This window comes from Enterobacter sp. Ap-1006, from assembly GCF_011752835.1.
GTDB lineage: Bacteria > Pseudomonadota > Gammaproteobacteria > Enterobacterales > Enterobacteriaceae > Cedecea.
Genome location: NZ_VWWU01000001.1, coordinates 882,024 through 907,437 on the forward strand (window position 1 = coordinate 882,024; position 25,414 = coordinate 907,437).

A 25,414-nucleotide genomic window follows, 5' to 3' on the forward strand; every position below is an offset into this window, starting at 1 on the left:
TCTACTTTGCCATTAATTGTTACGTTATAACATATCATTTCACAATGATGTGGAAATTAAAACGCTGCATTGCGTGTGGGTTTACGGCCTGGGAAGCGGGGCAGATAATAAAAAAGCCGCGAACGTGTGTCGCGGCTCTGTCGGGCTTTATAGCGGGCGAGAATTACTCAACGCAGAGGATACGCGTGGTGTTGGTGGTGCCGATGGTGCTCATCACGTCGCCCTGGGTCACGATGACCAGGTCGCCAGAAATCAGGTAGCCTTTATCCCGCAGGAGGTTTACCGCATCGTTAGCGGCGGCGACGCCTTCGCTTGCGCTGTCAAAGTAAACCGGGGTCACGCCGCGATAGAGTGACGTGAGGTTCAGCGTACGCTCATGGCGAGAGAGCGCAAAAATAGGCAAGCCGGAGCTGATACGAGACGTCATCAGCGCGGTACGCCCGGACTCGGTCATCGAAATGATGGCGGTAACCCCTTTGAGGTGGTTAGCGGCATACATCGCGGACATCGCAATGGCTTCTTCCACGTTATCGAACTGCACGTCGAGACGGTGCTTGGAGACGTTAATGCTTGGGATTTTCTCTGCGCCCAGGCAAACGCGCGCCATTGCCGCTACGGTTTCAGCAGGATACTGGCCTGCCGCCGTTTCTGCCGACAGCATCACCGCATCGGTGCCGTCGAGTACGGCGTTTGCCACGTCCATGACTTCCGCACGGGTTGGCATTGGGTTGGTGATCATCGACTCCATCATCTGGGTGGCGGTGATCACGGCACGATTCAGCTTACGAGCACGACGAATCAGGGTTTTCTGGATGCCAACCAGCTCCGGGTCGCCGATTTCTACGCCCAGGTCACCGCGGGCTACCATCACCACGTCAGAGGCGAGAATAATGTCGTCCATTGCGGCTTCGTCACAAACGGCTTCCGCGCGTTCTACTTTCGCCACAATTTTCGCATCGCAGCCCGCATCACGCGCCAGGCGACGGGCATAGTTCAAATCTTCGCCGCAGCGTGGGAAGGAGACGGCCAGGTAATCAACGCCAATTTTTGCAGCGGTAACAATGTCGGCTTTGTCTTTATCGGTCAGCGCTTCAGCGGACAAACCCCCGCCCAGCTTGTTGATCCCTTTGTTGTTAGACAGCGGGCCGCCTACGGTCACTTCGGCAAACACTTTCAGGCCCTGGACTTCCAGCACTTTGAGCTGCACGCGGCCATCGTCGAGCAGCAGGATGTCGCCTGGGACAACGTCGGCCGGGAGGCCTTTATAGTCGATGCCCACTTTCTCTTTGTCGCCTTCGCCTTTGCCGAGGTTGGCATCCAGCAGGAATTTGTCGCCCAGGTTAAGGAATACTTTGCCTTCTTTGAAGGTAGATACGCGAATTTTAGGGCCTTGCAAATCGCCGAGGATCGCCACATGACGCCCCAGTTTTGCGGCAATTTCACGCACTTTATCTGCACGCAGCTGATGGTCTTCAGCTGAGCCGTGGGAGAAGTTCATTCGCACCACGTTAGCGCCGGCGGCAATAATTTTTTCTAAATTATTATCGCGGTCGGTTGCCGGGCCTAAGGTGGTAACGATTTTGGTTCTACGTAGCCGTCTGGACATGTATTACTCCGTTGACTGAAACAACTTGGTGTTGCGTGAACAAAAACTCGGTAGGTCAGGGTGTGCTGTGAACACCCATGACAACGTAACCGAACAGCCTAATAAGTTACAACTTTGTTATCAAAAATTAACGTTCATCGCCTGAGAGAAGACGTTCTTTATCAAAGCGCGATTCTTTGAGCGCTTCCTTGACTCGCTTCAAGTTATCCCTGAATTTTGCCCCTCGACGCAAAGTAAAGCCCGTCGCCAGCACATCAATGACGGTCAACTGCGCCAGGCGAGACACCATCGGCATATAAATGTCAGTATCTTCTGGCACATCCAGCAGCAGAGAAAGCGTCGCCTCACGGGCAAGCGGGCTGCCTTCCGATGTGATGGCGAGCACAATGGCATCGTTTTCACGGGCTAACTGCGCCAGCTCAACCAGATTTTTAGTCCGGCCGGTGTGAGAGATAAGCACCACCACGTCCTGCTCGGTACAATTCATACAGCTCATACGTTGCATAACAACGTCATCTGAGTAAATTACCGGGACATTAAAGCGGAAAAACTTGTTGGTAGCGTCGTGCGCGACGGCGGCGGATGATCCGAGTCCAAAAAAGGCAATTTTCTTTGCCTGGGTAAGCAAATCCACGGCCCGGTTCACCGCAGACATATCCAGCGACTGACGGACCCGGTCAAGGCTCGCCATAGCGGATTCAAAGATCTTGCCGGTATACGACTCGACGCTATCATCTTCATCAACATTCCGGTTTACATACGGCGTGCCATTCGCCAGACTCTGAGCTAAATGCAGTTTAAAATCCGGGAAGCCCTTGGTTTCAAGGCGACGGCAAAAGCGGTTCACGGTGGGCTCGCTGACGTCCGCGCTGCGGGCAAGCGTCGCGATGCTGGAGTGAATGGCGTCCTGAGGCGCAGCAAGAATCACTTCTGCGACTTTGCGTTCCGATTTGCTAAGGTGTTCCAGCTGTGACTGGATTTTTTCCAGCATATTCATAAAGGCGGGCACTCATGGGTTTTAGCGATTTCAGCAACAGAAGAAATCGTGGGCCGATTTAGCAAGAATATACTCTTGCTAAAATGTGATAGGGCGAGTCGCCCAGGTAATGTTGTTGTTTTTTTTCATTACATGATCGGTGTCTAACTTTGGCAACGGTTACATCGCACAATAAAACGCCAGTAAATGACGCTTTAGTGCGGCATTGTGGGAAAAGTTAGCAATTGAGGCGGTCAAACCGGGGTTAACGGTTGTCCTCGATTCAGCAAAAGCAGTACATTGCAGCGTAATAAAATTACAAGACGTGCCTGGCTTAATGCTATCCGGGCCCCAAAGGGCCGGTAAAAGCCGGGATATCCGAAACGAGGAGACAAACATGGCGGTAACGCAAACAGCCCAGGCGTGCGACCTGGTCATTTTCGGTGCAAAAGGCGACCTGGCGCGCCGGAAACTGTTGCCATCCCTGTATCAGCTGGAAAAAGCAGGTCAAATCCATCCGGAGACCCGTATTCTGGGTGTTGGCCGCGCAGAGTGGGATAAAGAGGCATACACCAAAGTTGTCCGCGAAGCCCTCGAAACCTTCATGAAAGAGAAGATTGACGAGAGCCTGTGGGACAAACTGAGCGGTCGTCTGGATTTCTGTAACCTGGACGTCAACGACACCTCTGCTTTTACCAAGCTGGGGAAAATGCTCGACCAGCAGAATCGCGTCACCATCAACTATTTCGCTATGCCGCCAAGCACCTTTGGCGCTATCTGCAAAGGGTTAGGTAAAGCGAAGCTTAACGCCAAGCCTGCTCGCGTCGTCATGGAAAAACCGCTGGGGACTTCCCTCGAAACTTCCCAGCAGATCAACGATCAGGTGGGCGAGTTCTTTGAAGAGTGCCAGGTTTACCGTATCGACCACTATCTGGGTAAAGAAACCGTTCTTAACCTGCTGGCACTGCGTTTTGCTAACTCCCTGTTCGCTAACAACTGGGACAACCGCACTATCGATCACGTAGAAATCACCGTGGCCGAAGAAGTGGGTATTGAAGGCCGCTGGGGTTACTTCGATCAGGCCGGGCAGATGCGCGACATGATCCAAAACCACCTGCTGCAGATCCTGTGTATGATTGCCATGTCTCCACCGTCTGATTTGACTGCGGACCATATTCGCGATGAGAAAGTGAAGGTTCTGCAGTCGCTGCGCCGCATTGACCGCACCAACGTGCGTGATAAGACCGTGCGCGGTCAGTACACCGCAGGCTTTGCGCAGGGCAAGAAAGTGCCTGGCTACCTGGAAGAAGAGGGCGCGAACAAATCCAGCGCCACCGAAACCTTCGTGGCTATTCGAGTAGATATCGATAACTGGCGTTGGGCCGGCGTGCCGTTCTACCTGCGTACCGGTAAACGTCTGCCAACCAAATGTTCTGAAGTCGTGGTTTACTTCAAAAACCCTGCGCTGAATCTGTTTAAAGATTCCTGGCAGGAATTGCCGCAGAACAAGCTGACTATCCGTCTGCAGCCGGATGAAGGCGTGGATATTCAGATCCTGAACAAAGTCCCGGGCCTGGAGCACAAGCATAACCTGCAAACCACCAAGCTGGATCTGAGCTACTCCGAGACCTTCAATGAATCTCACCTGGCGGATGCCTATGAACGTCTGCTGCTGGAAACCATGCGGGGCATTCAGGCGCTGTTTGTTCGTCGTGATGAAGTGGAAGAGGCGTGGAAATGGGTCGACTCCATTACCGAAGCCTGGGCTGCGGATAACGATGCGCCGAAACCTTACCAGGCCGGTACCTGGGGGCCGGTGGCTTCCGTGGCGATGATTACCCGTGATGGCCACTCCTGGAACGAGTTTGAGTAACAGGCTGTAAACATGGCCGGTAAAAAGTCACTAACAAAGAGGTCTTATTTTACCGGTAACATGATCTAACACAGAAGTGGCATAGTTTTTTATGAATAAAAGCCCCGCGTGGATTCACCCGCGGGGCTTTTTTATTTACACTAGCTGAAGCGTTTTTGCTCCCGACATCAAGTCTGATGGGCTACAAAGTTACTTTCATCAGCTCTGAACATGACGGTATCAATGCGGGAGAACAGCCACTTTCTGAGGAACTTCTATGCATCCAAATTTGTTACGGGTAACATTGCGTATTATCGAACGCTCCCGCCCAACGCGCGAAGCCTACCTGGCACGCATTGAGAAAGCCCGGAGCAATACGGTTCACCGCTCGGAACTTGCCTGCGGTAACCTCGCGCATGGTTTCGCTGCCTGCCAGCCGGACGATAAGGCGGCGCTGAAAAGCATGTTGCGTAACAATATTGCGATCATCACGTCCTACAACGACATGCTCTCCGCCCATCAGCCGTATGAACATTACCCTGAGCAAATCCGTAAGGCGCTGCATTCTGTGGGCGCGGTGGGGCAGGTTGCAGGCGGCGTCCCGGCGATGTGCGATGGGGTGACTCAGGGCCAGGATGGTATGGAGCTTTCGCTGCTGAGCCGGGAAGTGATTGCCATGTCTACCGCCGTTGGCCTTTCCCATAACATGTTTGACGGGGCGCTCTATCTTGGCGTGTGCGACAAAATCGTGCCGGGGCTGACGATGGCCGCGCTGTCGTTTGGGCATCTCCCTGCAGTCTTTGTGCCATCAGGCCCGATGGCCAGCGGCTTGCCGAACAAAGAAAAAGTCCGTATTCGCCAGCTTTATGCGGAAGGTAAAGTTGACCGCCTCGCGCTGCTGGAAGCGGAAGCTGCCTCTTATCACGCCCCGGGGACCTGTACTTTCTACGGCACGGCGAATACCAACCAGATGGTGGTTGAGTTTATGGGCATGCAGTTGCCGGGGTCCTCGTTTGTTCAGCCTGATGCAGAGTTGCGTCACGCGCTGACGGACGCAGCGGCGCGCCAGGTCACTCGCCTGACCGGCAACGGAAACGAATGGATGCCTCTCGGGAAAATGATTGATGAGAAAGTGGTGGTGAACGGCATTGTTGCACTGCTGGCTACCGGCGGCTCGACGAACCACACCATGCATCTTGTTGCGATGGCTCGCGCTGCCGGGATCATTATTAACTGGGACGACTTCTCCGAGATCTCCGAAATTGTGCCGCTGCTGGCTCGTTTATATCCTAACGGTCCTGCCGACATTAACCACTTCCAGGCGGCGGGCGGTGTGCCGGTGCTGCTGCGTGAGCTACTGAAAGGTGGCCTGCTGCACGAAGACGTTAACACCGTGGCCGGTTTTGGCCTGCATCACTACACCATGGAGCCGTGGCTCGACAACGGTCAGCTTGCCTGGCGTGAAGGTGCGAGCCAGCCGTTGGATAGCGACGTTATTGCCACGATGGAAAAACCATTCTCCCGCCACGGCGGAACCAAAGTGCTGAGCGGGAATCTGGGCCGGGCGGTGATGAAAACCTCAGCGGTGCCGGTAGAAAATCAGGTGATTGAAGCACCGGCGGTTATTTTTGAAAGCCAGCATGACGTATTGCCTGCTTTTGAAGCCGGCAAACTGGACCGCGATTGTGTTGTTGTCGTCCGCCATCAGGGGCCAAAAGCGAACGGCATGCCAGAATTGCATAAACTTATGCCGCCGCTTGGAGTATTATTGGACCGCTGTTTCAAAATTGCTCTGGTGACAGATGGAAGACTGTCCGGTGCCTCAGGGAAGGTGCCTTCCGCAATCCATGTTACCCCGGAAGCGTATGACGGCGGGCTGCTGGCGAAGGTGCAGGATGGCGACATTATTCGCGTCAACGGCCAAACGGGCGAGCTAACGTTGCTGGTCGATGAAGCCGTACTTGCGGCGCGCACTGCTTATCACCCGGATCTCAGCGCCGAGCGCGTAGGGACCGGTCGGGAGCTATTCGGCGCATTGCGCGAACAGCTTTCGGGCGCTGAACAAGGCGCAACCTGCATTAAATTTTAAGCCCGCGGCAGTAATGCCCGGAACAGATTAAAAGTGGCTAAGAGGCGCTCAGATGAAAAATTGGAAAACTACAGCGGAACAGATCCTGAAAACCGGTCCGGTTGTGCCGGTTATTGTTGTTAACAAGCTGGAGCATGCGGTGCCAATGGCGAAAGCGCTGGTGGCCGGTGGCGTCCGCGTGCTGGAAGTCACGCTGCGTACAGCTTGTGCGATCGATGCCATTCGTGCGATTGCGAAAGAAGTGCCTGAAGCCATTATCGGCGCGGGCACCGTGCTGAACCCGCAGCAGCTTGCGGAAGTGACCGAAGCTGGCGCGCAGTTTGCCATCAGCCCGGGTCTGACCGAGCCGCTGCTGAAAGCCGCAACCGAAGGCACCATTCCGTTGATCCCAGGCATCAGCACCGTGTCAGAACTGATGCTGGGGATGGACTACGGCCTGAAAGAGTTCAAATTCTTCCCGGCTGAAGCCAACGGTGGCACTAAAGCGCTGCAGGCCATTGCAGGACCGTTCTCTCAGGTGCGTTTCTGTCCAACCGGTGGGATCTCACCGGCTAACTATCGCGATTACCTGGCGCTTAAAAGCGTGCTGTGCATCGGTGGTTCCTGGCTGGTTCCGGCCGATGCGCTGGAAGCGGGTGACTACGACCGCATCACTAAGCTTGCCCGTGAAGCGGTGGAAGGCGCTAAGCAGTAAGCCATAAAAAAGCCCGCAGTACGCGGGCCCACTGATTCAATCGCCCTCATTTGAGGGCGATTTTTTTATCCTTCAACTTTTACCTGAGCGGCTGACGTCACGGCCCTTGTCACTGCCTCATCGACACTGTTACCGGTTGCCAGCGCCACGCCCATGCGGCGTTTACCTGCGATCTCCGGCTTACCAAACAGGCGAACCTGTAAACCGCCGCCCAGCGCTGCTCCCACGTTACTAAATTTAACGTTATCGCTTTGCAACTCAGGCAGGATCACCGCCGATGCGGCAGGGCCATACTGACGAATTTCGCCGACAGGCAGGCCGAGGAAGGCGCGAACGTGCAGCGCAAACTCAGACAGATCCTGTGAAATCAACGTCACCATGCCGGTGTCGTGCGGGCGAGGGGAGACTTCACTGAAAATCACCTCATCGCCGCAGACAAACAGCTCCACGCCGAACAGGCCCTGGCCGCCCAGAGCGGTAACCACTTTTTCAGCAATCTCTTTCGATTTTGCCAGCGCGATGTCGCTCATCTGCTGCGGCTGCCAGGATTCACGGTAGTCGCCCTCTTCCTGACGGTGCCCGATAGGCGCGCAGAAATGCACGCCGTCAACGGCGCTGATGGTCAGCAGGGTGATTTCAAAATCAAAATTGACCACGCCTTCAACAATAACGCGGCCTTTACCGGCCCGCCCACCTAGCTGGGCGTATTCCCAGGCTTTTGCCAGTTGGTCGGCTGTGCGGATGAAGCTCTGCCCTTTGCCGGAGGAACTCATCACCGGTTTAACAATGCACGGCAAACCAATCTCCTGCACGGCCTGCTGGAAGGCTTCTTCGCTGTCGGCGAAGCGATAGCTGGAAGTGGGCAACTGAAGTTCTTCTGCGGCCAGGCGGCGGATCCCTTCGCGGTTCATGGTGAGTTTGGTGGCGCGGGCGCACGGCACCACTCGCTGACCCTGGGCTTCAAGCTCCAGCAGGGCATCGGTGGCAATGGCTTCAATTTCAGGAACGATAAAATCGGGCATTTCGGCGGCGACAAGCGCTTTTAGCGCCGCGGCATCCAGCATATTAATGACGTGGCTGCGGTGTGCGACGTGCATTGCCGGCGCATTTGCGTAGCGATCGACCGCGATAACTTCTACCCCGAGGCGCTGGCATTCAATGGCCACTTCTTTACCCAATTCACCGGAACCCAGCAGCATAACTCGCGTAGCTGCCGGGCGCAGAGCGGTTCCCAACGTTGACATGTGATTTAGCCTTAACAAAGAAAAAGACCGCTGTAGTATAAACGAAAACGTTTGCGTTGGCAGCGGCTTTCCGGCTTGTGTGATAAAATGAATGGCGATATACTGGATAAATAAACAGGTAAAACGGAGCTGCAAAATGGCGGTCGAGATTAAATATGTTGTAGTGAGAGAGGGACAAGAAAAAATGGCCTTTGCCAGTAAAAAGGATGCTGACGCTTACGATAAAATGCTGGATCTGGCTGAAGTCCTCGGCGACTGGCTGCAGCAAAGCCCGATTGCGCTGGATGAAGGGCAGAGCGACACCCTGGCGATGTGGATGGCGGAAAACAAGGATCTGCTGGCGGGCGTATTGAAAAACGGCAAGCTGCCAGAGCCTGAATTAAGTCAGTTTGAGCCAGACGCAGAGTCCTCAGCGCTTGAACAACCGCCAACTGCGGAAGACAACGTCAGCGAGCACCCTGGACGTAAACGCACCAAAGCCGCGTAATACGGTTCTGCTGTAAGCGCCGGGTAGCCGGCGCGATTCTTTTCCCATCTTTAGCGCTGTCCGACGTTTCTTGACGTCCTGTGGCCTACTCTCGACGAGTTAAGTCAACAGAGGATCTCCGTCATGAATAACTGGTTACAGCAGCTTCAGTCGCTCCTGGGGCAATCTACTTCTCCTCAATCTTCACAGCCTGCAGCCGGTAATAGCTCTGAAGGGATCGGTAAACTTCTGGTGCCTGGGGCGCTGGGTGGATTAGCCGGGTTACTGCTGGCGAGTAAATCTTCCCGCAAACTATTAACAAAATACGGCACCAGTGCGCTTCTGGTCGGCGGCGGCGCCGTGGCCGGAAGCGTGTTATGGAACAAATACAAGGAGCGGGTTCGCCAGAGCCAGCCCGTTTCCACAGGCTGGAGTGAGCCGCACTCGTCGGTTGATGTTCGTACCGAAAGATTAATTACCGCGCTGGTTTTTGCGGCGAAAAGCGACGGCCATATCGATGCAAAAGAGCGTCAGTTTATTGAGCAACAGCTGCGTGAAGTCGGTATCGACGGGGAAGGTAAAGCGCTCGTCGAACGGGCGATCGACAGGCCGTTAGATCCTCACCAGCTTGCACAAGGTGTGAGAAATGAGGAGGAAGCGCTGGAGCTTTATTACCTTAGCTGCACGGCTATCGATATCGATCACTTTATGGAACGTAGCTACCTGAGCGCTCTGGGCGATGCGCTAAACATACCGCCGGATGTCCGCTCCGGTATTGAGCAAGATATTCAGCAGCAAAAACAACCGCTCGCGGTGTAATCCTCCTGCAATCAGCCTGTGCCGGGTTTCTCCCGGCATTTTCTTTTAATCCTTCATGTTCCGCTTGCAAGCCCGGCTGAATTTGCCACCCTTACGGGGTGTTAAACGGAAAATGATGAAAGTGATGCCGCCAAAAGCCAAAAAAATACCTCACGCTATGACGCTGCATGGCGATACCCGCACGGATAACTATTACTGGCTGCGGGATGATGACCGCGCCGATCCCGATGTGCTGAAATACCTCGAGCAGGAAAATGATTACGGTAAAAGGATCATGGAGAGCCAGCGCGCGCTGCAGGATCAATTGCTCAAAGAGATGATCGCTCGCGTTCCTCCTCGCGATGTTTCCGCCCCGTATGTGAAGAACGGCTATCGCTACCGCCAGGTGTATGACAAAGGGAATGAGTACGCGATTTATCAGCGGCAATCTGCGGTCAGAGAAGAGTGGGGCGAGTGGGACGTTTTGCTGGATGCCAACCAGCGTGCCGCCCATAGCGAGTTCTACACCATGGGTGGATTGGCCATTACGCCGGACAATGCCGTGATGGCCCTGGCAGAGGACTATCTCTCCCGCCGTCAGTTCGGCATCCGTCTGCGCAATTTGAAAACCGGGAACTGGTACCCGGAGTTGCTGGATAATGTCTCGACCGGGTTTGTTTGGGCAAATGACTCCGTCACGCTTTACTACGTGCGCAAGCATCCCAAAACCTTACTGCCTTATCAGGTCTGGCGGCACACGCTGGGCCACCCGGTGGCCGATGACCAACTAGTGTATGAAGAAAAAGATGACGCTTTTTACGTCAGCGTGCATAAAACAACCTCCCGGCATTTTGTTGTCATCCATCTTGCCAGCGCGACGACGAGTGAGGCTTTGTTACTGGATGCCGAACTGGCAGACGCCGAACCGCAAGTTTTTGCCCCGCGCCGGAAAGATCATGAATACACGGTCGATCACTACCAGCATGGGTTCTACATTCGTTCCAACAAAGACGGTAAAAATTTCGGACTCTACCGCAGTGCTGTGCGGGACGAAAAACAGTGGGAAACGCTGATTGCCGCGCGGGAACAGGTCATGCTTGAAGACTTTACGCTGTTCCGCGACTGGCTGGTGGTTGCCGAGCGCCAGCAGGGATTGACCAGCCTGCGCCAGATTAATCGCCATACGCGTGAGTCCACGGGTATCGCTTTTGACGACCCGGCCTATGTCACCTGGCTTGGCTACAATCCTGAGCCGGAAACTTCGCACCTGCGCTACGGTTACTCTTCAATGACGACGCCGGACACCCTATTCGAGCTGGATATGGACAGCGGTGAGCGGCGGGTTATCAAGCAAACCCAGGTTGCCGGTTTTGACGCTAGCCATTACCGCAGCGAACATCTGTGGGTGACGGCGCGGGATGGCGTTCTGGTGCCGGTCTCACTGGTTTATCACCGGAAACACTTTCGCCGGGGCAAAAGCCCGCTGCTGGTCTATGGCTATGGATCTTACGGCAGCAGTATGGATGCTGACTTTAGCAGCAGCCGTTTGAGTCTGCTGGACAGGGGGTTTGTCTTCGCCATCGCCCATGTCCGCGGCGGCGGTGAACTGGGCCAGCAATGGTATGAAGACGGTAAATACCTGAAAAAGATGAATACCTTTAACGACTATCTGGACGTGTGCGACGAGCTGATCAAGCAGGGATATGGCGATCCTAAACTGCTTTATGGGATGGGCGGCAGCGCGGGCGGAATGCTGATGGGTGCAGCTATCAATCTGCGCCCTGAATTATTCCATGGCGTGGTGGCTCAGGTGCCGTTTGTCGACGTTGTGACGACGATGCTGGACGAGTCGATTCCGCTTACCACCGGGGAATTTGAAGAGTGGGGTAACCCCCAGGATGAAGAATATTACCGCTATATGAAGCAATACAGCCCTTATGACCAGGTTCGTGAGCAGGCTTATCCCCATCTGTTAGTGACCACCGGACTGCATGATTCGCAGGTGCAGTATTGGGAGCCGGCTAAGTGGGTTGCCAAATTACGTGACTATAAGCGGGATGAGACCTTGCTGCTGCTTTGTACCGACATGGATTCCGGGCACGGCGGCAAGTCGGGGCGCTTCAAATCTTACGAAGGCGTGGCACTGGAGTTTGCTTTCCTGATTGCCCTGGCGCAGGGGACGCTGCCAGGGCGTGTGCATTAATCGGCCGCGCTGGCGGCCAGGTAATGTTTTAGCGTCATGCGGAGATCCGGCGTTAGCTCCTTGATGTTGTTGAGCATCCAGCGAAGATAACCCGGGTCGTCTTCGGCTATTTCGGCAATGCGTTTGCCCCGGTATTTGCCAAACATCATGGTGGTTACCAGCGCCGGGCGCCCGGTAATCGTGACCATATCTTCTGCGGTCCAGCCGGACACATCCATAATTCTCAGCAGCAGGGCGGCGGTGATATAACAGTCAAACAGGGCGCGGTGATGATGCAGCCCGGCAGGTGTATCCACATGCAGCTTTAGCGATTTATACAAGCCCATGTTGCTATATTTGATGCCCGGCCACAGGCGACGCGCCAGCTTCACCGTGCAAATCCAGTCACCCTGCATTTCCGGCAGCATGCGGCTGTCGAAACTGGCGTTGTGCGCCACGTAATAGGGGCTTCCGATATAGCGGGGGATGACGTCTTCAATCCAGGGTTTATCGGCCACCATCTCTTCGGTAATTTTATGGATGGCCATCGCCTGGTGGCTTATTGGTCGGTCAGGACGGACAAGATCGCTCATCGGGTTTACAATCTTGCCGTCGATGATATCGACCGACGCAACTTCCACTACGCCTCCCTGTAATCCGCAGGTTTCCGTATCAATAATGCGCAGCATCGCAGTCTCCGTTAACAGGCCTCAGGCGACTAGCGTAAAGGAATGACCTCGCCGTGCCAACCTCTCTCATCCCGGCGGCCAATCGCCAGCAATTCACCCTGGTCGGCTCTGACGACTAGCTGGCCTAAATTATCCCAACATGCGCTGCGGCCTGCGGAGCGAAGTTCTGCCCCGGACCAGGCGTAATTGGCCTGCAAAATGGTGAGTCCATATTTGTGCGCCCAGCGTTGCATATACATCTCATCTTGCTGGTAGCTTAGTTCTGTCATTGCGGCGCCGGTGGCGTATAGATCGGCGCCGATATCAGCGGCGCTTCGGGGCCAGGCTTCATCATCGCTTTGGGCGCAAACGGCCAGGGCAATATTGCGGGAACGTTGCCCCAAAAGTGGTGCGACGGGGGTTTGAGCATTTACATCGATAGCTGTTGCGGGGCGTTTGCAACAGGCGATACGCGACCCGTCCGGCAGAAAACCTACCATACCGGCGGCGCTATGCGCCTCGTCTCTGAGCGACATGCCGACGATCACGGTCATATGGTAGCTGCGAGCAGCCTCGCTGAGCGGGTCGAACAGCGGATCGGTAAACGCCGGAGGATGGTTGTCGGGGCGTAATCCGGATAAAGAGAGATGAGGGAAAACCAGAAGATCGATGCCTTCTTCGGCGGCACAGCGAATGAAATCGAGATGGTGGTCGATGTTGGCCTGATAACTTCCGGCAACGGCACCGTATTGCGCAGCGGCAACATTCCAGCGTGGCATAGGTTCTTCCTTAATCTTTCATCCAACGATTGCGTCCTGCAATCGTGAGGGATGAGCCAAAGCTTGTGGTCAACTGAACAAGGAAGAGAGTAGCACTAGTTTTGAATCAAAGAGAAAATTCTTAAGTTTTTATTTTTGCTTCGGTTCATACGGTAAACGGGAAAGATTCACCGAGGCCAGACGATAGGCAATCAGCTTTTCACGGAACCAGGTCCGCAGGTGTTCAGGTTGCTCACGCTCCACCATTTCAGCCACTACGGGCATGTTATAGCGCTCTTTAAACGCCACGCCGGCAGCGGCAAGGTCGACGTTAACTTTATCCATTTCTTCCTGGGGTAAATCGGCGAGATTGTAGCTCATCATATCCTCCTGCAATGTCAGCGCAGAAGTTACTGTTTTGCGCCCCGGATGACAAGCAACAATAGTTTTTCCCGTCTCGACTTGGTATTAACGCGGGGGTATCCTTGCCGCCTCAACACATAACAAAAAGGAATAGTTAATATGGCGTTCATCTCCTCCCGCATCGCAACCGTGGCGGCATTTGTCACTGCTATGGCCGTTTCTCCAGCGGTGTTTGCACACGCGCACCTTAAGCAGCAGTCTCCGGCGGCAGATTCCGCCGTGACAGCATCGCCGCAGTCGCTGACCCTGAGCTTCTCTGAAGGCGTGGAGCCTGGCTTCAGCGGCGTGACTGTGACCGGCCCGCAGAAATCTGCCGTGAAGACCGGGAAAGTGAAGGTTGCTGAGACCGACAACAAACAGCTGATTGTGCCGGTTGAAGAAGCCCTGAAACCGGGTGATTACTCCGTGGACTGGCATGTTGTGTCGGTCGACGGACACAAAACCAAAGGTAGCTATCACTTCTCCGTGAAGTAATCGCCATGCTGTCGGCGTTTTACATCGCGCTGCGTTTTATCCATTTCACTGCCTTGATGGTGCTGCTTGGCAGCGCCATCTGCTGTTCGCTCCTTGCCCCGCAGCAGTTTAAACCCGTTCTTGTGCGTCGCCTCAGGGCGCAGTGGCGGCCTGCCGTCTGGCTGTCGCTCATTAGCGCCTGTCTGCTATTCATGGCTCAGGCCGGGCAAATGGGTGACGGCTGGCGCGATACTCTCTCGCCGGATGTCTGGCAGGCGGTACTGACGACTCGCTTTGGTTCAGTCTGGATATGGCAGCTATTGCTGGGCCTGGCCACGCTGGCCGCTGTGCCGATCGCTCCCCGGGCAATGCCGGGGTTATTGCTGCTGTTAGCCGCGGCGCAGCTAATTATGCTGGCTGGCGTCGGGCATGCCGCAATGCACGATGGCGCGCTCGGTGTCTTTCAGCGGATGAACCATGCGATTCATCTTCTGAGCGCGGCCTGGTGGGTGGGGGGCCTGCTGCCTTTGCTGGTTTGTATGTATATGGCGCATAAGCCGCGCTGGCGTACTCCGGCGATTACGGCAATGATGCGTTTTTCGCGCTACGGGCATCTTGCAGTGGCTGCGGTACTGGTGACCGGCGTGGTGAATAGCTTGCTTATCCTCGGCTGGGCGCTGCCGCTGGAAAGTGGTTATGTTCGATTGCTGGCGCTGAAGGTTGTGCTGGTGCTGGTGATGGTTATGCTGGCGCTGATCAACCGATATATACTGGTGCCGCGTTTTGACGTTGTTCAGGCCGATGCTCAGCGAAGATTTATTCAGCTTACGTGGCTGGAAGTGATTTTATCGGTAGGAGTACTGCTGCTTGTCAGCATCTATGCTACCTGGGAGCCGTTCTGACGGCGCAAACTGGTTTATATGAGAGATTCATGAAAAAGAGCATTTTGACTTTACTGCTGCTGGCCTGCGCGAGTTCTGCGCTGGCTGCCCCGCAAATTATCACCGTGAGTCGGTTTGAGGTGGGTAAAGACAAATGGGCGTTCAATCGTGAAGAGGTGATGTTGAGCTGCAGAGCGGGGAATGCGTTGTTTGCCATCAACCCAAGTACGTTGATGCAGTACCCGCTGAACGTTATTGCCGAGCAGCAGATCAAGAGCGGTAAAACGAGCGGGCAGCCAATCAGCGTTATTCAGGTGGACGACCCGCAGCATCCAGGCCAGAAGATGAGTCTCGAACCCTTCATTGAGCGCGCGCAAAAGCTTTGCAGTGAATAAAAAATACGCATTTCCTGGCATAAAAAAACAGCAATAGCCTCAATGGGATATTGCTGTTTTTGCATAAATAGTCACCTTTATTGCGCCTTTTTTCTGACCGCTTTTGTTGCGGACTGGAAAACCTGCGCCGGTAATCTATTCTTAAGAGGCAAGGCGATTTAGCCTGCATTAATGCCAACTTTTAGCGCACGGCTCTCTCCCAAGAGCCATTTCCCTGGACCGAATACAGGAATCGTATTCGGTCTTTTTTTATTTGTAAGCTATTACAATCACTTACAGAGGCCGTTTCGAAATCATTCGACGTTTACTCGAATTTCTACATTCAGGCCTTTTTCCTTATACCACACTATTTTTCGATTTAACATTTTTTTAACCAGGTAAATGTAGGGCAGTATGCTGCCTTTTCTCTCGGATCCAGCTACATGTCGCTGCTGTTACGACGTATGTCCCTGACGTAGAAACAATCGTGATTTTTTTATCTTTCTCCCAGCCACCATTGATGGGTTTTCTATTACATGGAAGCTTATTAAGCCCAATATGCTTGAGAGTATGAAAGCGATAATCATATTAATGTATGGGGAGTGAGGGTAAGCAGAGGCTATTAATTGTTGAGCGGGAAATGCCCAAAGATAAACGCCGTAAGATATGTCATTATTGATTTTTATTTTTTTGATGAGTGGCGTTGAAGCTATGTAAATTAAAAATAGAGATGAAAATAAATGAAAGCAAAATGTTCGGTTCAACTCTGACTTTGAAAAAACGATAAATGCGATAAGTGATGAAACTGAAATTAATAGTAGATGATGTGTTTTGATATTCTCTTTGAATAGTGCCAGAAGGCAACCGATTGAAAAGAATGGATATAACAAATAAATACCAATGACATCAGTTTTGGCCAGAAAAACACCTTTAAATGGAGTAAAAGGTTCAGCAATAATTACTATTGATATGAAGGCGATGAAGTATTTTTTGTAGTGACCAAAAACCATACTTAACAGATATGTTAACATTAAATAAAGATAAGCTTTAACCTCCATTGGTATCGTCCAAATGGAACCATTGATGGCAGGCAATGCATTATTGTTAAATACACCGGGAAGTAAGTATTGAATATTAAGTCTGAGTGTTTTTGAAATGTACAGCCATACCTCATTCGAAGAGAAATAATCAGAGAGGCTCAAGGTGCTAACCAGAGGGCCGATGACGGTAGCAGAGATCACAACGACAACGAAAAATGCAGGATAAATCCTTGCGAAACGTGAAATAACAAAAGAAAAGAGATTTCCACCAGACATTAAGCTATTTGTGATGAGTATGCCGCTTATCAAAAAAAATGTTTTAACAGCTATACTCCCAAAACCAATATCACCTAACTGGAATGTTTTATATAAAATATCATCGCTTCCAAATGATGGCGCCAGGACATAGGCGTGTGAGTAAATGACAAAATAAGCGCAAAGTAGTCTGATAAAGTCAAGGTTGTTGTTGTCTTTTTTTATGAAATTCGCGATGTATATAGAGTTCATTTATTATCCATAAGCCATTGTGCTGTTTATCAACTGTTCTTAGGGCACTTATGCATTAAAGGTTGCCACTATTACTTATCAATATCAAGTTGCTGTGCGAGGCGAACGGTGATTTCTCATTGTCACTGTTTTGAAAGGGTATTGAAGTGATAATACAATGTGAAAATTAAAAGTACACTTTGTCGCTCTTCGTGGGCACACCGTAATGGTGTTAAGTATTTCCCGATTATTATAGAATCCAGTGTCAAAGCAAATGCCGATTGCTATCTAACCGTTGGGGGGCGGGGTATGCGGTGGTGCCGGCTAGTACCAAGTCTTCCGTATGGCAGGATAGAGATAAGATGTTTGCTATTCTCATGTTCTAACGGTATGTTTGACTCCTTTCCTGAAGTCTTAAAAACAAGTTAATAAAACAAATGACTTTTCGTAACGATATCAATGGATTGCGTGGCATTGCGGTGCTGGCGGTTGTCCTCTTCCACTTTAATCATTCTTGGTTGTCAGGCGGTTTTTCCGGTGTAGACATTTTTTTCGTCATATCTGGTTTTTTAATGACCAGTATCATATTGCAGAGATATGATGCTAACCAATTGAATATCTGGAATTTCTATCTCGACCGAGGGCGCAGAATTCTACCTGCTTTAACGGTACTCTGTACGGCGCTCTGCTGCTACGGCATTTACAGTCTCCCCCCCGCAGAGTTAATGCAGCTCGGCAAGCATGTGCTGGCTAGCCTTTTATTCGTATCGAACGTCACATATTGGTCGGAGGCCGGATATTTTGATTCGGCATCAGAAACCAAATGGCTATTACATACCTGGTCACTTTCCGTAGAGTGGCAGTTTTATTTACTCTACCCGTTCATTGTTCTTATTTTTATCAGGCTTTTTGGTCGCAAAAATATCACTTATGCGTTAGCTAGTGTTTGTGTTTTTTCTTATTTTATTTCATCTTTTACACCGCAGATATATCAAAACTCATCCTTCTATCTGCTTTATGCTCGGGCTTGGGAAATGCTTTGTGGTGGGTTGGTTTATCTTTGTCAATTACACCTCACGGAAAAGAAGTCTAAGCTATTTGAATTTTCAGGATTAGCATTGGTCATCGCCACATGCATTATGATGCGGGGCACTTTTCCATGGCCAGGCTTTCTCGCGATGATTCCTGTTTTAGGTGCTTGCTTTATCCTTATAGCAAATCGGCAGAACTCTATATTCACCAATAATCCAGTCCTTCAATATATAGGGGTGAGTTCTTACTCAGTGTATCTTTGGCATTGGCCAGTGGTCGTGTTTATACGGCAACATAATCTCTCAGGTACTTACATCATCATTCTCGGGATTTTTGCCTCATTGATTCTTGGCGCTGCATCGTATCATTTAGTGGAAAATAAATTCCGTAAAAAGAATCTAATCAAAGCAAGTTCCAGCGTATTGGGAAGATTTCGACTATCGATTTTGTTTATTGTTGCATCAATCATGGGTGGGATCGTCTATTTTAAGCAAGGGTTGCCTGGTCGCTATGAAGGTGAAATAAGTGAACTTGCTAAAATTAAAGATGTTTATTCGTTTTTTGATATTCCTGGGGTGTGGCGTAATGGAGTATGTCATTCCTCGCCAATAGAAATGAGTAAAGCAGCACGGATCGGGAAGTGTGCCGAATCGGGGCCTCATAAGTTATTTATGTGGGGAGACTCTTATACTGCAGCCCTGTATCCAGGATTGCTGGCACTACAGAAAAGAAGTAACAACGCGTTTTCTATTGAGCAGTTCACCGATGGAAATGGTGCGCCTTTCTTTAAAAATACGGGACTGGCTGATAATAAGAAAAATATCGAATTGGTCAACCAGGAAAAGCTGGATATATTGGCTGAAATGAAACCGGAAAAAGTTGTCATTACGTGGATGGTCAATGGTTCTAATTCCATACAAACACATGCAGAAGCTGTTGCGGGAATCAAGGATACTATTGCACGAATTAAAAATGCATCACCTGATACCAGAGTCATCATTATTGGGCCTGTTCCGCAGTGGAACAATACATTAGTTGCAGTAATGCTGGCATATTGGTCTGAGTTCAAAACATATCCTCCTTTGTATATGAGTTATGGGTTAAACAAAACAATGTTTGAGTGGGATGCATTATTCAAATCATCATTGTCTAACGAGGGTGTTACCTATATATCTGCGCTGGATATACTGTGCCGCTCTGGTGAATGCCTTACGAGAGTCAATGATGATCCGAAAGGCCTGGTTACGGCAGACTGGGGACATTTGTCACCCGCAGGGTCGGTATATTTTGTGAGCAAAATCGCACCTTATCTACTTAACTAGCTTTTGAGGTTTCTCGATATCGAGAAACCTTAAGTATTCATGAGCTGGGCTGGGGGCATGTCAATAAGCACAAGGTTGTGATGCTGGATGGTGTTATTGATTCATGTGTTTCCGGGAGGATTAAGATAGATCACGCGTTATAATATTCAAAAAATAATGAGCCTGGTCACAAAAATTCGCATCACTGCCGCGACAACGCTACACTTTTGGCCTCGTTGACCGCATTCCATGAGAAATGCGGCGTTCCTGATAATAAGCCTGCATCCCACTATGACAAATCAAACCGAGCTTGCCGCTCAACATACGCGTGAGAATAGCCTGCGCGCCGTGCTTCGTTCCCCCCGCCTCATCCAGCGTGAACTGCTGGCCGGAGTCGTCACCGCGCTGGCCCTGATCCCCGAAGTGATCTCTTTTTCCCTGATCGCGGGCGTGGATCCGAAGGTCAGCCTGATTGCCTCGATCGTACTTTGTTTTGCTATGTCGATTCTGGGTGGCCGCCCGGCAATGGTTACTGCCGCGGCCGGTTCGGTGGCGCTGGTGATTGGACCGATGGTTCATCAATATGGAGTGGGGTATATCCTGCCTGCGGTGGTGCTGGCGGGCGGGATCCAGATCCTGTTCGGCCTAAGCGGGCTGGCGCGAATGATGCGCTATATCCCGCTTTCGGTAATGACCGGGTTTGTGAATGCGCTGGGTATTCTTATTTTCTTTGCTCAGGTGCCTCATGTCTGGGGGCAATCCCCGCTGGTTTGGGGCCTGTTCGTCGTGACGCTCGCCGTCGTTTTAATGTTGCCGAGACTGCTTAAATCTGTGCCTTCGCCGCTGGTGGCGATTGTTCTGGTGACCGGCTTGAGTATTGCCCTGGGATGGGTAATGCCCACGGTAGGCGATAGCGGGCCGATGAAAGCCGGTTTGCCCGGGTTAACGGAACTGATAGTGCCGCTTAACGTTGAGACGCTGCGCATTATCTGGCCCTGCGCGCTGAGCATCGCTTTTGTTGGCTTGATGGAGTCCTTGCTAACGGCCAAGCTGGTGGACGATCTCACCGATACACCTTCCAGCAAGCGGCGTGAATGCTGGGGACTGGGCGTGTCGAATATCTTCGCCGGTTTTTATGGCGGCATCGCGGGCTGCGCTATGATTGGGCAAACCGTCGTCAACGTTGAGCTGGGAAGAGGGCGTACGCGGCTGTCTACCGTGGCGGCTGCGCTGGTGCTATTGCTGCTGGTCACCGTGCTGAGTGAAGTGATGGCAAAAATTCCGATGGTGGTGCTGGCTGGGATCATGATGATTGTGGCGGTGAAAACGCTGAACTGGCATAGCATCTCTCCAGTTACGCTTCGCCGAATGCCGGTGCCGGAAACGCTGGTGATGCTCACGACCGTCGCTATAACGGTTTATACCGATAACCTCGCGCTTGGCGTTTTGGGAGGCGTTATCTTCGCTATGATGTTGTTTGCTCGCCGTATTGCACATGTGGTGCGTGCTGAGCGGCAGCTGGCAGCGGATGAGAGCGAAGTGACTTACCGGGTTCGTGGGCCGCTGTTCTTTGCCAGCAGCAACGACCTGGTCGAGCATTTTCACTATGCTGACGACCCGGCGCGGGTGGTGATCGATCTGACTCAGGCACAAATTTGGGATGCCTCCACCGTTGCCGTATTAGATGCCATTGAAACACGCTATCAGCGTTATCAGGCGCAGGTCAAAATTGTTGGCCTGGACACCCACAGCGCCGATTTCCATCAGCGTCTGAGCGGAAAACTTTAGCGGTTCTACCGGCGGCGTTCGCTGCCGGCTCTCCCCAAACATTCCCAGCATGAAATGCCATTTTTTGAGCGGCAGGTCACAATTTTCCACTACTTTCCGCTGCCCGGCTGATGGTTTAAACGACAAGCTGGGGAAATAAACATTTCAGTAACATTTACGTTGCCAGTCAATAAAGAATAACTTATTACTATTTAACCGCTTACTCAGCGTAAGCGGCCCCGCCTCCACTATAACGATAATTAACAGGATACTTTATGACGACAAACGATGCCGTCCGTGAGGACGCTGCGCGCGGTTTTTGGCCGACGGTCAAAACCTTCCCGTCGACGGTGATTGCGCTGCTGCTTTTTACCCTGGTGATTCGCTTTAGCTATTTTATGGCCTGGCCGTTTATGACGGTGATCATGACCCGTAATTATCATCTTTCGCCCATCTCTGTAGGCGTGGCGATGACCAGCAGTGCGCTTCTGGCAGTGGGGCTGGGAATGTATGGCGGGCAGCTGTCGGATAAATTAGGCCGCCGGGGCGTGCTTTCCCTCGGCTGTGCGCTGTCGTTTGTTGGCTATGCTCTGCTTGGGCTGGCAACGGGAATGGCGTTATTTATCATTGGGCTAATGATTGTTGGCGTCTGTTTCGCGTGGGTAGAGCCGCCGACACGAGCGCTGATGAGTGACTTACTGGGCGACCGCCGTCGTCGTGCTCTGGCTCTGCAGATTCGCTATTATTTGGTGAATGTGGCGGCGGTCACCGGGCCACTGGTCGGCATTGCTTTCGGGCTGACTTCGCAGAAAGGGACATTCGTAATCACTGCTGTGAGTTATTTGCCGCTGCTTATTTACACCTTATTGTTTATTCCTGCAGGCAAGCTGGTTGCCAAAGATAGCGAACATAAACCCGGGGTCAGATTACGCGACGTTATGCTAATCATCGCCCGGGACAAACTGTTCGTTGCGGCGCTGCTGTGCAGCACGTTATGCGCCGTGGTTTTCGTACATTATGAATCCGTGGTGCCGCTTTATTTACTGACGCTGGACGCTGAGGCGGCCGTAAAGTTAATCACGCTGATTCTGGTGTCGAACGCCTGTACGGTGCTTATTGCCCAGCTTTTTCTGGTTCGCTTTTTGGCTCAAGTTAGCCTGTCTAACCGTATTTTGCTGGGGGGCGCTATCTTCGCGCTGTCACAGCTTTTGTTCTGGTCCGTCCGTACGCCGGATGCGCTGTTGTGGGTGAGCGTGACGGTTATTTTCAGCATCGGCGAGGCCATTCTGATGCCGAACCTGAATATTCTGCTGGATCAGCTGGCACCGGATGAGCACCGCGGTGCGTACCTGGGAGCATCGACCCTGACGACGTTAGGTATAGCGCTTGGGCCGCTGATTGGCGGCGTTATGCTAACCCTGACCGGTGCGGGTGTGTTTTTGGGTACCATGCTGTTTAGCCTGCTGCTGTGCGCTATCATTTACGCCTGCAAATCCGGCCTTAAACAACGACTACAAGAGTAATACTGAGCGGAGTCATGATGATTACTGAAGCCCCACGTCTTGAAACGGAACGCCTTATCCTGCGCCATTTTACGCTGGACGACTATGAGGCGCTGGTTGCCTGTTGGTCTGACCCGGAGATGGTAAAGTTTATCGGCGGCGGAAAACCGCAGGACGGTGAAATGAGCTGGGCGCGATTGATGCGCTATATCGGTCACTGGCAGGCGCTGGGCTACGGTTACTGGGCGTTGTTTGAAAAACAGAGCGGGCGATTCGTCGGGTCGTTTGGTTTCCAGGACGCTAAACGAAATCTCAGCCCGGCTTTGGCACACCCGGAGGCGGGCTGGTCGCTTATTCCTGCGGTACACGGTAAAGGCTATGCGGCGGAGGCGCTCAGCGCAGTGTTAAGTTGGGCGGATGACAATTTCAGCGAGCCGGTATGCTGCATTATTGATGATGATAATCAGCGTTCTATTTGTCTGGCAGAGCGCTTCGGCTTTACTTTCCAGTACTACGTTGAATACCACGGGAAGCAAATACGAATGTTCCTTCGCCCGAACAAGCGCTAATCTCGCCTGGCCCTGCTCAGAAGTCGCTGTACTCCTGGGCAGGCCGCCAGAATCCATCGATAAACTCTTCCACCGGGTAGCAGCCGCCGTGGCGCATACGCTGTTCGCTCATCGCACTCAGACACTGCCGTTCGCTGGTGAAGACTTCCAGCACCAGATCGTCACAGCCGCCGTCCAGGTAACAAACAAATAAAACCAAAGCAAACATTAGCGCCTCAGAACCGCTTCGTTTGGTTTAAGTGTAGGGGAGCGTAAGGGAGTGGGGGAAATAATTAATCCGTCCCGTGGACGGAGAAAGTGCTGGCAAAAATCATTGATTTAAAAACTGCACCTGGGTCTAACAAAAGCAATGAATGATGTTCTCTGGTTTACTCCAGACCGCTGAAAACCACGTTTTTGGCTGTTTGTCATCTATATAACCCGTCTCAGGGACGGGTTCATCTTGAATTATGCAAGGCGCATAACCCAGGCATCGCGCTGGCGATCGTAATGCTGCAGGTAAAGTACGGAATGTTCGCCGTCCAGCACGGCGGGAATAGAGGTTGCCCCATCCCATGCATCCAGCTGCATGCACAGGTCGGGATCGGACTTGCAGGGAATGCTTAACGTTCGATCCCCCTGTTGTTCACCGTGTAATTCGGCATCATCGATCTCGAAGATGCCGATCCGAACGTTAGTCTTTGTCATCTTTGGCTCCTTGTTATCCGCGGCGGGTGGTATGACCAGTCGGTCACTCCAATTTCAGCGTAGTCAAGGCAGCACAAATTGCCAACTTAAAACGTGCTTATTTTTTTAGCCAGCCTGCGGGGTGGCGAACAGCTTGCCGTCGCGCACTAATTCCCTTGGGTAGCTGTTCTTCAGGCGTGAGCCAACTTTGCGCGCCAGGCCGAGCGGCTGCCCCTGAAAAGTGACAATCACTTCATCCCGTGACGGTGTCACTTCTGGATAGATATCCCGCCCACGGTACCACTCCTCGGCTTCGGTCTCGCTCAGCGGGAAGCAAAGCGGGTTGTCACTTTTGACCAGAGAAACCACGGCTTCATGCTGCCAGCGGAAGCCTTTGTTGTGCTGTTCGGCGAGCTTCAGGCCAATGCGAGAGAAACGCACTTTCCCGATAAGCGGCTCAATCTCACTCGGAAACAGCCAGATCTCTTTGTCGCGCTGCCATAAACTCAGCTCATCGCCCCAGGTAAGGCCCGATTTTCCCGCCGCGGCGGTTAGTTCGGCTGCGGCTTTGCCTTTCATCGGCGCGAAGGGAAATTTCCCTACTTTATAGCCCGGGGCCGGCAGCGGTTCGATAGCGGCCGTTTTGCGCAAACGGGCAACGAAAAAGCCTTCGCAGTCGTAAATCTGTGGAAAAACGTGCAGGAAACCTTCCGGCGTCAACGCGCGTGCTGCTTCCGGGAAAAGCTCGTCAAGGGGGGCAATTTCTACCGCGTCCGGCCAGGTATCCAGCAGCCACTGGCAGACATCCTGGTTTTCCTGGCGATTCAGCGTACAGGTCGAGTAGACCAGAGTCCCACCGGGGCGGAGCGCATGAAAAGCACTCTCAATCAATTCGCGCTGTGTGCCGGCAATTTCAGCCGTGCTTTCAGGCGACCAGTTGCGCAGTGCATCAGGGTCTTTTCGCACCACGCCTTCACCGGAGCAGGGGGCGTCCAGCAGAATGGCGTCGAAGGATTCCGGCAGAGCGGCACCGAATACGCGGCCATCAAAATGCGTCAGCGCTACGTTACTGATCCCACAGCGGCTGATGTTGGCATGCAGGACTTTTACCCGGCTGGCGGAATATTCATTGGCAAGAATTGCGCCGGTATTATTCATGCGGGCGGCAATCTGGGTTGTTTTTGATCCCGGCGCAGCGGCGACGTCCATCACTCGCTGCGGCTGGTTGCCGTCGGCAAACAACGCGGCAACGGGCAGCATTGAACTGGCTTCCTGAATATAGAACAGGCCGCTCAAATGCTCTGCGGTGCTGCCCAGCGGCAGGGTTTCTTCATCTTCTCGTTCAATCCAGAAACCTTCTTCGCACCACGGCACCGGCGTTAAACGCCAGTTATAGGGCGCGACGAGCGTCAGAAAGTCAGCCACGGATATCTTCAGCGTATTGACGCGCAGGCTGCGGCGCAGCGGCTGCTGACAGTATTCGATAAAACTTTCCAGCGTCTGGCCGGCGGGAAGTGCGTCACGAATCGCGTCGAGAAAAGGTTGAGGAAGATAAACGGCAGTAGATTGAGCCATGAAAAACGCCCC

23 protein-coding genes are annotated in these 25,414 nt (G+C 52.5%); 13 read left to right on the forward strand and 10 right to left on the reverse strand.

Annotation, left to right across the window (positions count from 1 at the left end):
* Positions 1–163 precede the first annotated feature (163 nt).
* Together pyk and F3J28_RS04135 are read right to left on the reverse strand one after the other, a co-directional pair.
* A complete protein-coding gene (gene pyk / locus F3J28_RS04130) occupies positions 164–1,606 on the reverse strand; it encodes a pyruvate kinase (RefSeq protein WP_166873041.1) in 1,443 nt (480 codons plus the stop codon).
* Positions 1,607–1,733: 127 nt separating this feature from the next.
* Positions 1,734–2,603: a MurR/RpiR family transcriptional regulator gene (locus F3J28_RS04135; protein ID WP_008453963.1), complete on the reverse strand. Its 870-nt coding sequence runs from the start codon at positions 2,601–2,603 to the stop codon at positions 1,734–1,736.
* A gap of 376 nt (positions 2,604–2,979) precedes the next feature.
* Here F3J28_RS04135 and zwf point away from each other — a divergent pair, with 376 nt between their 5' ends.
* The 3 genes from zwf to kdgA all read left to right on the forward strand — a co-directional run bounded on the left by zwf (position 2,980) and on the right by kdgA (position 7,217).
* The gene (zwf, locus tag F3J28_RS04140; RefSeq protein WP_008453964.1) at positions 2,980–4,455 is read left to right on the forward strand and encodes a glucose-6-phosphate dehydrogenase; all 1,476 of its coding nucleotides are present in this window, start codon (positions 2,980–2,982) and stop codon (positions 4,453–4,455) included.
* Positions 4,456–4,711: 256 nt separating this feature from the next.
* Positions 4,712–6,523 (forward strand): phosphogluconate dehydratase, encoded by a 1,812-nt coding sequence (edd, locus tag F3J28_RS04145; protein ID WP_166873044.1) that lies wholly within the window; start codon positions 4,712–4,714, stop codon positions 6,521–6,523.
* A 52-nt stretch (positions 6,524–6,575) separates the two neighbouring features.
* Positions 6,576–7,217 (forward strand): bifunctional 4-hydroxy-2-oxoglutarate aldolase/2-dehydro-3-deoxy-phosphogluconate aldolase, encoded by a 642-nt coding sequence (gene kdgA / locus F3J28_RS04150; RefSeq protein WP_039304103.1) that lies wholly within the window; start codon positions 6,576–6,578, stop codon positions 7,215–7,217.
* Between the two features lie 65 nt (positions 7,218–7,282).
* Here kdgA and purT read toward each other — a convergent pair whose 3' ends face one another.
* Positions 7,283–8,461: a formate-dependent phosphoribosylglycinamide formyltransferase gene (purT, locus tag F3J28_RS04155; RefSeq protein ID WP_166873047.1), complete on the reverse strand. Its 1,179-nt coding sequence runs from the start codon at positions 8,459–8,461 to the stop codon at positions 7,283–7,285.
* Positions 8,462–8,597: 136 nt separating this feature from the next.
* Between purT and F3J28_RS04160 the strand changes: the two genes are divergently transcribed.
* The 3 genes from F3J28_RS04160 (at position 8,598) to ptrB (ending at position 11,928) form a co-directional block, all read left to right on the forward strand.
* Positions 8,598–8,948, forward strand: a complete 351-nt coding sequence (locus F3J28_RS04160; RefSeq protein WP_166873050.1) for a YebG family protein — start codon at positions 8,598–8,600, stop codon at positions 8,946–8,948.
* 123 nt (positions 8,949–9,071) lie between these two features.
* Complete coding sequence (locus F3J28_RS04165; protein ID WP_008453974.1) at positions 9,072–9,746, forward strand: tellurite resistance TerB family protein; 675 nt, start codon at positions 9,072–9,074, stop codon at positions 9,744–9,746.
* Positions 9,747–9,870: 124 nt separating this feature from the next.
* Positions 9,871–11,928, forward strand: a complete 2,058-nt coding sequence (gene ptrB / locus F3J28_RS04170; protein WP_166874419.1) for an oligopeptidase B — start codon at positions 9,871–9,873, stop codon at positions 11,926–11,928.
* Here the strand turns inward: ptrB and exoX are convergent.
* From exoX to F3J28_RS04185, 3 genes are all read right to left on the reverse strand, one after another.
* Positions 11,925–12,596 (reverse strand): exodeoxyribonuclease X, encoded by a 672-nt coding sequence (gene exoX, locus F3J28_RS04175; protein WP_008453977.1) that lies wholly within the window; start codon positions 12,594–12,596, stop codon positions 11,925–11,927. The two genes, ptrB and exoX, sit on opposite strands and share 4 nt — an antisense overlap.
* 29 nt (positions 12,597–12,625) lie before the next feature.
* The gene (locus F3J28_RS04180) at positions 12,626–13,354 is read right to left on the reverse strand and encodes a carbon-nitrogen hydrolase family protein (RefSeq protein ID WP_166873053.1); all 729 of its coding nucleotides are present in this window, start codon (positions 13,352–13,354) and stop codon (positions 12,626–12,628) included.
* A 129-nt stretch (positions 13,355–13,483) separates the two neighbouring features.
* Positions 13,484–13,714 carry a DNA polymerase III subunit theta gene (locus F3J28_RS04185; protein WP_008453979.1) on the reverse strand — a complete coding sequence of 77 codons (231 nt, stop codon included), beginning with the start codon at positions 13,712–13,714 and terminating at the stop codon, positions 13,484–13,486.
* A gap of 141 nt (positions 13,715–13,855) precedes the next feature.
* Between F3J28_RS04185 and yobA the strand changes: the two genes are divergently transcribed.
* The 3 genes from yobA to F3J28_RS04200 are packed head-to-tail and all read left to right on the forward strand — an operon-like array spanning position 13,856 to position 15,485.
* On the forward strand, positions 13,856–14,230 hold the full coding sequence (gene yobA / locus F3J28_RS04190) for a CopC domain-containing protein YobA (RefSeq protein WP_166873056.1): 375 nt from the start codon (positions 13,856–13,858) through the stop codon (positions 14,228–14,230).
* 5 nt (positions 14,231–14,235) lie between these two features.
* Entirely contained in the window at positions 14,236–15,111 is an 876-nt protein-coding gene (copD, locus tag F3J28_RS04195; RefSeq protein WP_166873058.1) for a copper homeostasis membrane protein CopD, read from the forward strand.
* Between the two features lie 29 nt (positions 15,112–15,140).
* Positions 15,141–15,485 carry a YebY family protein gene (locus tag F3J28_RS04200; RefSeq protein WP_166873061.1) on the forward strand — a complete coding sequence of 115 codons (345 nt, stop codon included), beginning with the start codon at positions 15,141–15,143 and terminating at the stop codon, positions 15,483–15,485.
* 434 nt (positions 15,486–15,919) lie between these two features.
* Here the strand turns inward: F3J28_RS04200 and F3J28_RS04205 are convergent, their stop codons facing one another.
* Positions 15,920–17,011 carry an acyltransferase family protein gene (locus F3J28_RS04205; protein ID WP_166873064.1) on the reverse strand — a complete coding sequence of 364 codons (1,092 nt, stop codon included), beginning with the start codon at positions 17,009–17,011 and terminating at the stop codon, positions 15,920–15,922.
* A gap of 416 nt (positions 17,012–17,427) precedes the next feature.
* Between F3J28_RS04205 and F3J28_RS04210 the strand changes: the two genes are divergently transcribed.
* From F3J28_RS04210 to F3J28_RS04225, 4 genes are all read left to right on the forward strand, one after another.
* Positions 17,428–19,344, forward strand: a complete 1,917-nt coding sequence (locus tag F3J28_RS04210) for an acyltransferase family protein (protein WP_166873067.1) — start codon at positions 17,428–17,430, stop codon at positions 19,342–19,344.
* 270 nt (positions 19,345–19,614) lie between these two features.
* Positions 19,615–21,111 carry a SulP family inorganic anion transporter gene (locus F3J28_RS04215; protein WP_166873071.1) on the forward strand — a complete coding sequence of 499 codons (1,497 nt, stop codon included), beginning with the start codon at positions 19,615–19,617 and terminating at the stop codon, positions 21,109–21,111.
* 254 nt (positions 21,112–21,365) lie between these two features.
* Positions 21,366–22,613, forward strand: a complete 1,248-nt coding sequence (locus F3J28_RS04220) for an MFS transporter (RefSeq protein ID WP_166873073.1) — start codon at positions 21,366–21,368, stop codon at positions 22,611–22,613.
* Positions 22,614–22,627: 14 nt separating this feature from the next.
* The gene (locus tag F3J28_RS04225; RefSeq protein WP_205247071.1) at positions 22,628–23,161 is read left to right on the forward strand and encodes a GNAT family N-acetyltransferase; all 534 of its coding nucleotides are present in this window, start codon (positions 22,628–22,630) and stop codon (positions 23,159–23,161) included.
* Positions 23,162–23,177: 16 nt separating this feature from the next.
* Here F3J28_RS04225 and F3J28_RS04230 read toward each other — a convergent pair whose 3' ends face one another.
* The 3 genes from F3J28_RS04230 to rsmF all read right to left on the reverse strand — a co-directional run bounded on the left by F3J28_RS04230 (position 23,178) and on the right by rsmF (position 25,402).
* On the reverse strand, positions 23,178–23,369 hold the full coding sequence (locus F3J28_RS04230) for a YdfD/YebW family protein (protein ID WP_061272228.1): 192 nt from the start codon (positions 23,367–23,369) through the stop codon (positions 23,178–23,180).
* A gap of 239 nt (positions 23,370–23,608) precedes the next feature.
* Positions 23,609–23,848: a YebV family protein gene (locus tag F3J28_RS04235; RefSeq protein ID WP_008453991.1), complete on the reverse strand. Its 240-nt coding sequence runs from the start codon at positions 23,846–23,848 to the stop codon at positions 23,609–23,611.
* A 105-nt stretch (positions 23,849–23,953) separates the two neighbouring features.
* Complete coding sequence (gene rsmF / locus F3J28_RS04240; RefSeq protein WP_166873076.1) at positions 23,954–25,402, reverse strand: 16S rRNA (cytosine(1407)-C(5))-methyltransferase RsmF; 1,449 nt, start codon at positions 25,400–25,402, stop codon at positions 23,954–23,956.
* Positions 25,403–25,414 lie beyond the last annotated feature (12 nt).

Coding starts and splice junctions, on each gene's coding strand:
- F3J28_RS04205 (WP_166873064.1), bottom strand. CDS start 17,011: ATGAACTCTATATACATCGCGAATTTCATAAAAAAAGACAACAACAAC.
- purT (WP_166873047.1), bottom strand. CDS start 8,461: ATGTCAACGTTGGGAACCGCTCTGCGCCCGGCAGCTACGCGAGTTATG.
- kdgA (WP_039304103.1), top strand. CDS start 6,576: ATGAAAAATTGGAAAACTACAGCGGAACAGATCCTGAAAACCGGTCCG.
- F3J28_RS04225 (WP_205247071.1), top strand. CDS start 22,628: ATGATGATTACTGAAGCCCCACGTCTTGAAACGGAACGCCTTATCCTG.
- pyk (WP_166873041.1), bottom strand. CDS start 1,606: ATGTCCAGACGGCTACGTAGAACCAAAATCGTTACCACCTTAGGCCCG.
- F3J28_RS04135 (WP_008453963.1), bottom strand. CDS start 2,603: ATGAATATGCTGGAAAAAATCCAGTCACAGCTGGAACACCTTAGCAAA.
- edd (WP_166873044.1), top strand. CDS start 4,712: ATGCATCCAAATTTGTTACGGGTAACATTGCGTATTATCGAACGCTCC.
- F3J28_RS04210 (WP_166873067.1), top strand. CDS start 17,428: ATGACTTTTCGTAACGATATCAATGGATTGCGTGGCATTGCGGTGCTG.
- yobA (WP_166873056.1), top strand. CDS start 13,856: ATGGCGTTCATCTCCTCCCGCATCGCAACCGTGGCGGCATTTGTCACT.
- F3J28_RS04165 (WP_008453974.1), top strand. CDS start 9,072: ATGAATAACTGGTTACAGCAGCTTCAGTCGCTCCTGGGGCAATCTACT.
- exoX (WP_008453977.1), bottom strand. CDS start 12,596: ATGCTGCGCATTATTGATACGGAAACCTGCGGATTACAGGGAGGCGTA.
- F3J28_RS04215 (WP_166873071.1), top strand. CDS start 19,615: ATGACAAATCAAACCGAGCTTGCCGCTCAACATACGCGTGAGAATAGC.
- F3J28_RS04160 (WP_166873050.1), top strand. CDS start 8,598: ATGGCGGTCGAGATTAAATATGTTGTAGTGAGAGAGGGACAAGAAAAA.
- F3J28_RS04180 (WP_166873053.1), bottom strand. CDS start 13,354: ATGCCACGCTGGAATGTTGCCGCTGCGCAATACGGTGCCGTTGCCGGA.
- zwf (WP_008453964.1), top strand. CDS start 2,980: ATGGCGGTAACGCAAACAGCCCAGGCGTGCGACCTGGTCATTTTCGGT.
- F3J28_RS04185 (WP_008453979.1), bottom strand. CDS start 13,714: ATGAGCTACAATCTCGCCGATTTACCCCAGGAAGAAATGGATAAAGTT.
- F3J28_RS04220 (WP_166873073.1), top strand. CDS start 21,366: ATGACGACAAACGATGCCGTCCGTGAGGACGCTGCGCGCGGTTTTTGG.
- rsmF (WP_166873076.1), bottom strand. CDS start 25,402: ATGGCTCAATCTACTGCCGTTTATCTTCCTCAACCTTTTCTCGACGCG.
- copD (WP_166873058.1), top strand. CDS start 14,236: ATGCTGTCGGCGTTTTACATCGCGCTGCGTTTTATCCATTTCACTGCC.
- F3J28_RS04235 (WP_008453991.1), bottom strand. CDS start 23,848: ATGACAAAGACTAACGTTCGGATCGGCATCTTCGAGATCGATGATGCC.
- F3J28_RS04200 (WP_166873061.1), top strand. CDS start 15,141: ATGAAAAAGAGCATTTTGACTTTACTGCTGCTGGCCTGCGCGAGTTCT.
- ptrB (WP_166874419.1), top strand. CDS start 9,871: ATGCCGCCAAAAGCCAAAAAAATACCTCACGCTATGACGCTGCATGGC.
- F3J28_RS04230 (WP_061272228.1), bottom strand. CDS start 23,369: ATGTTTGCTTTGGTTTTATTTGTTTGTTACCTGGACGGCGGCTGTGAC.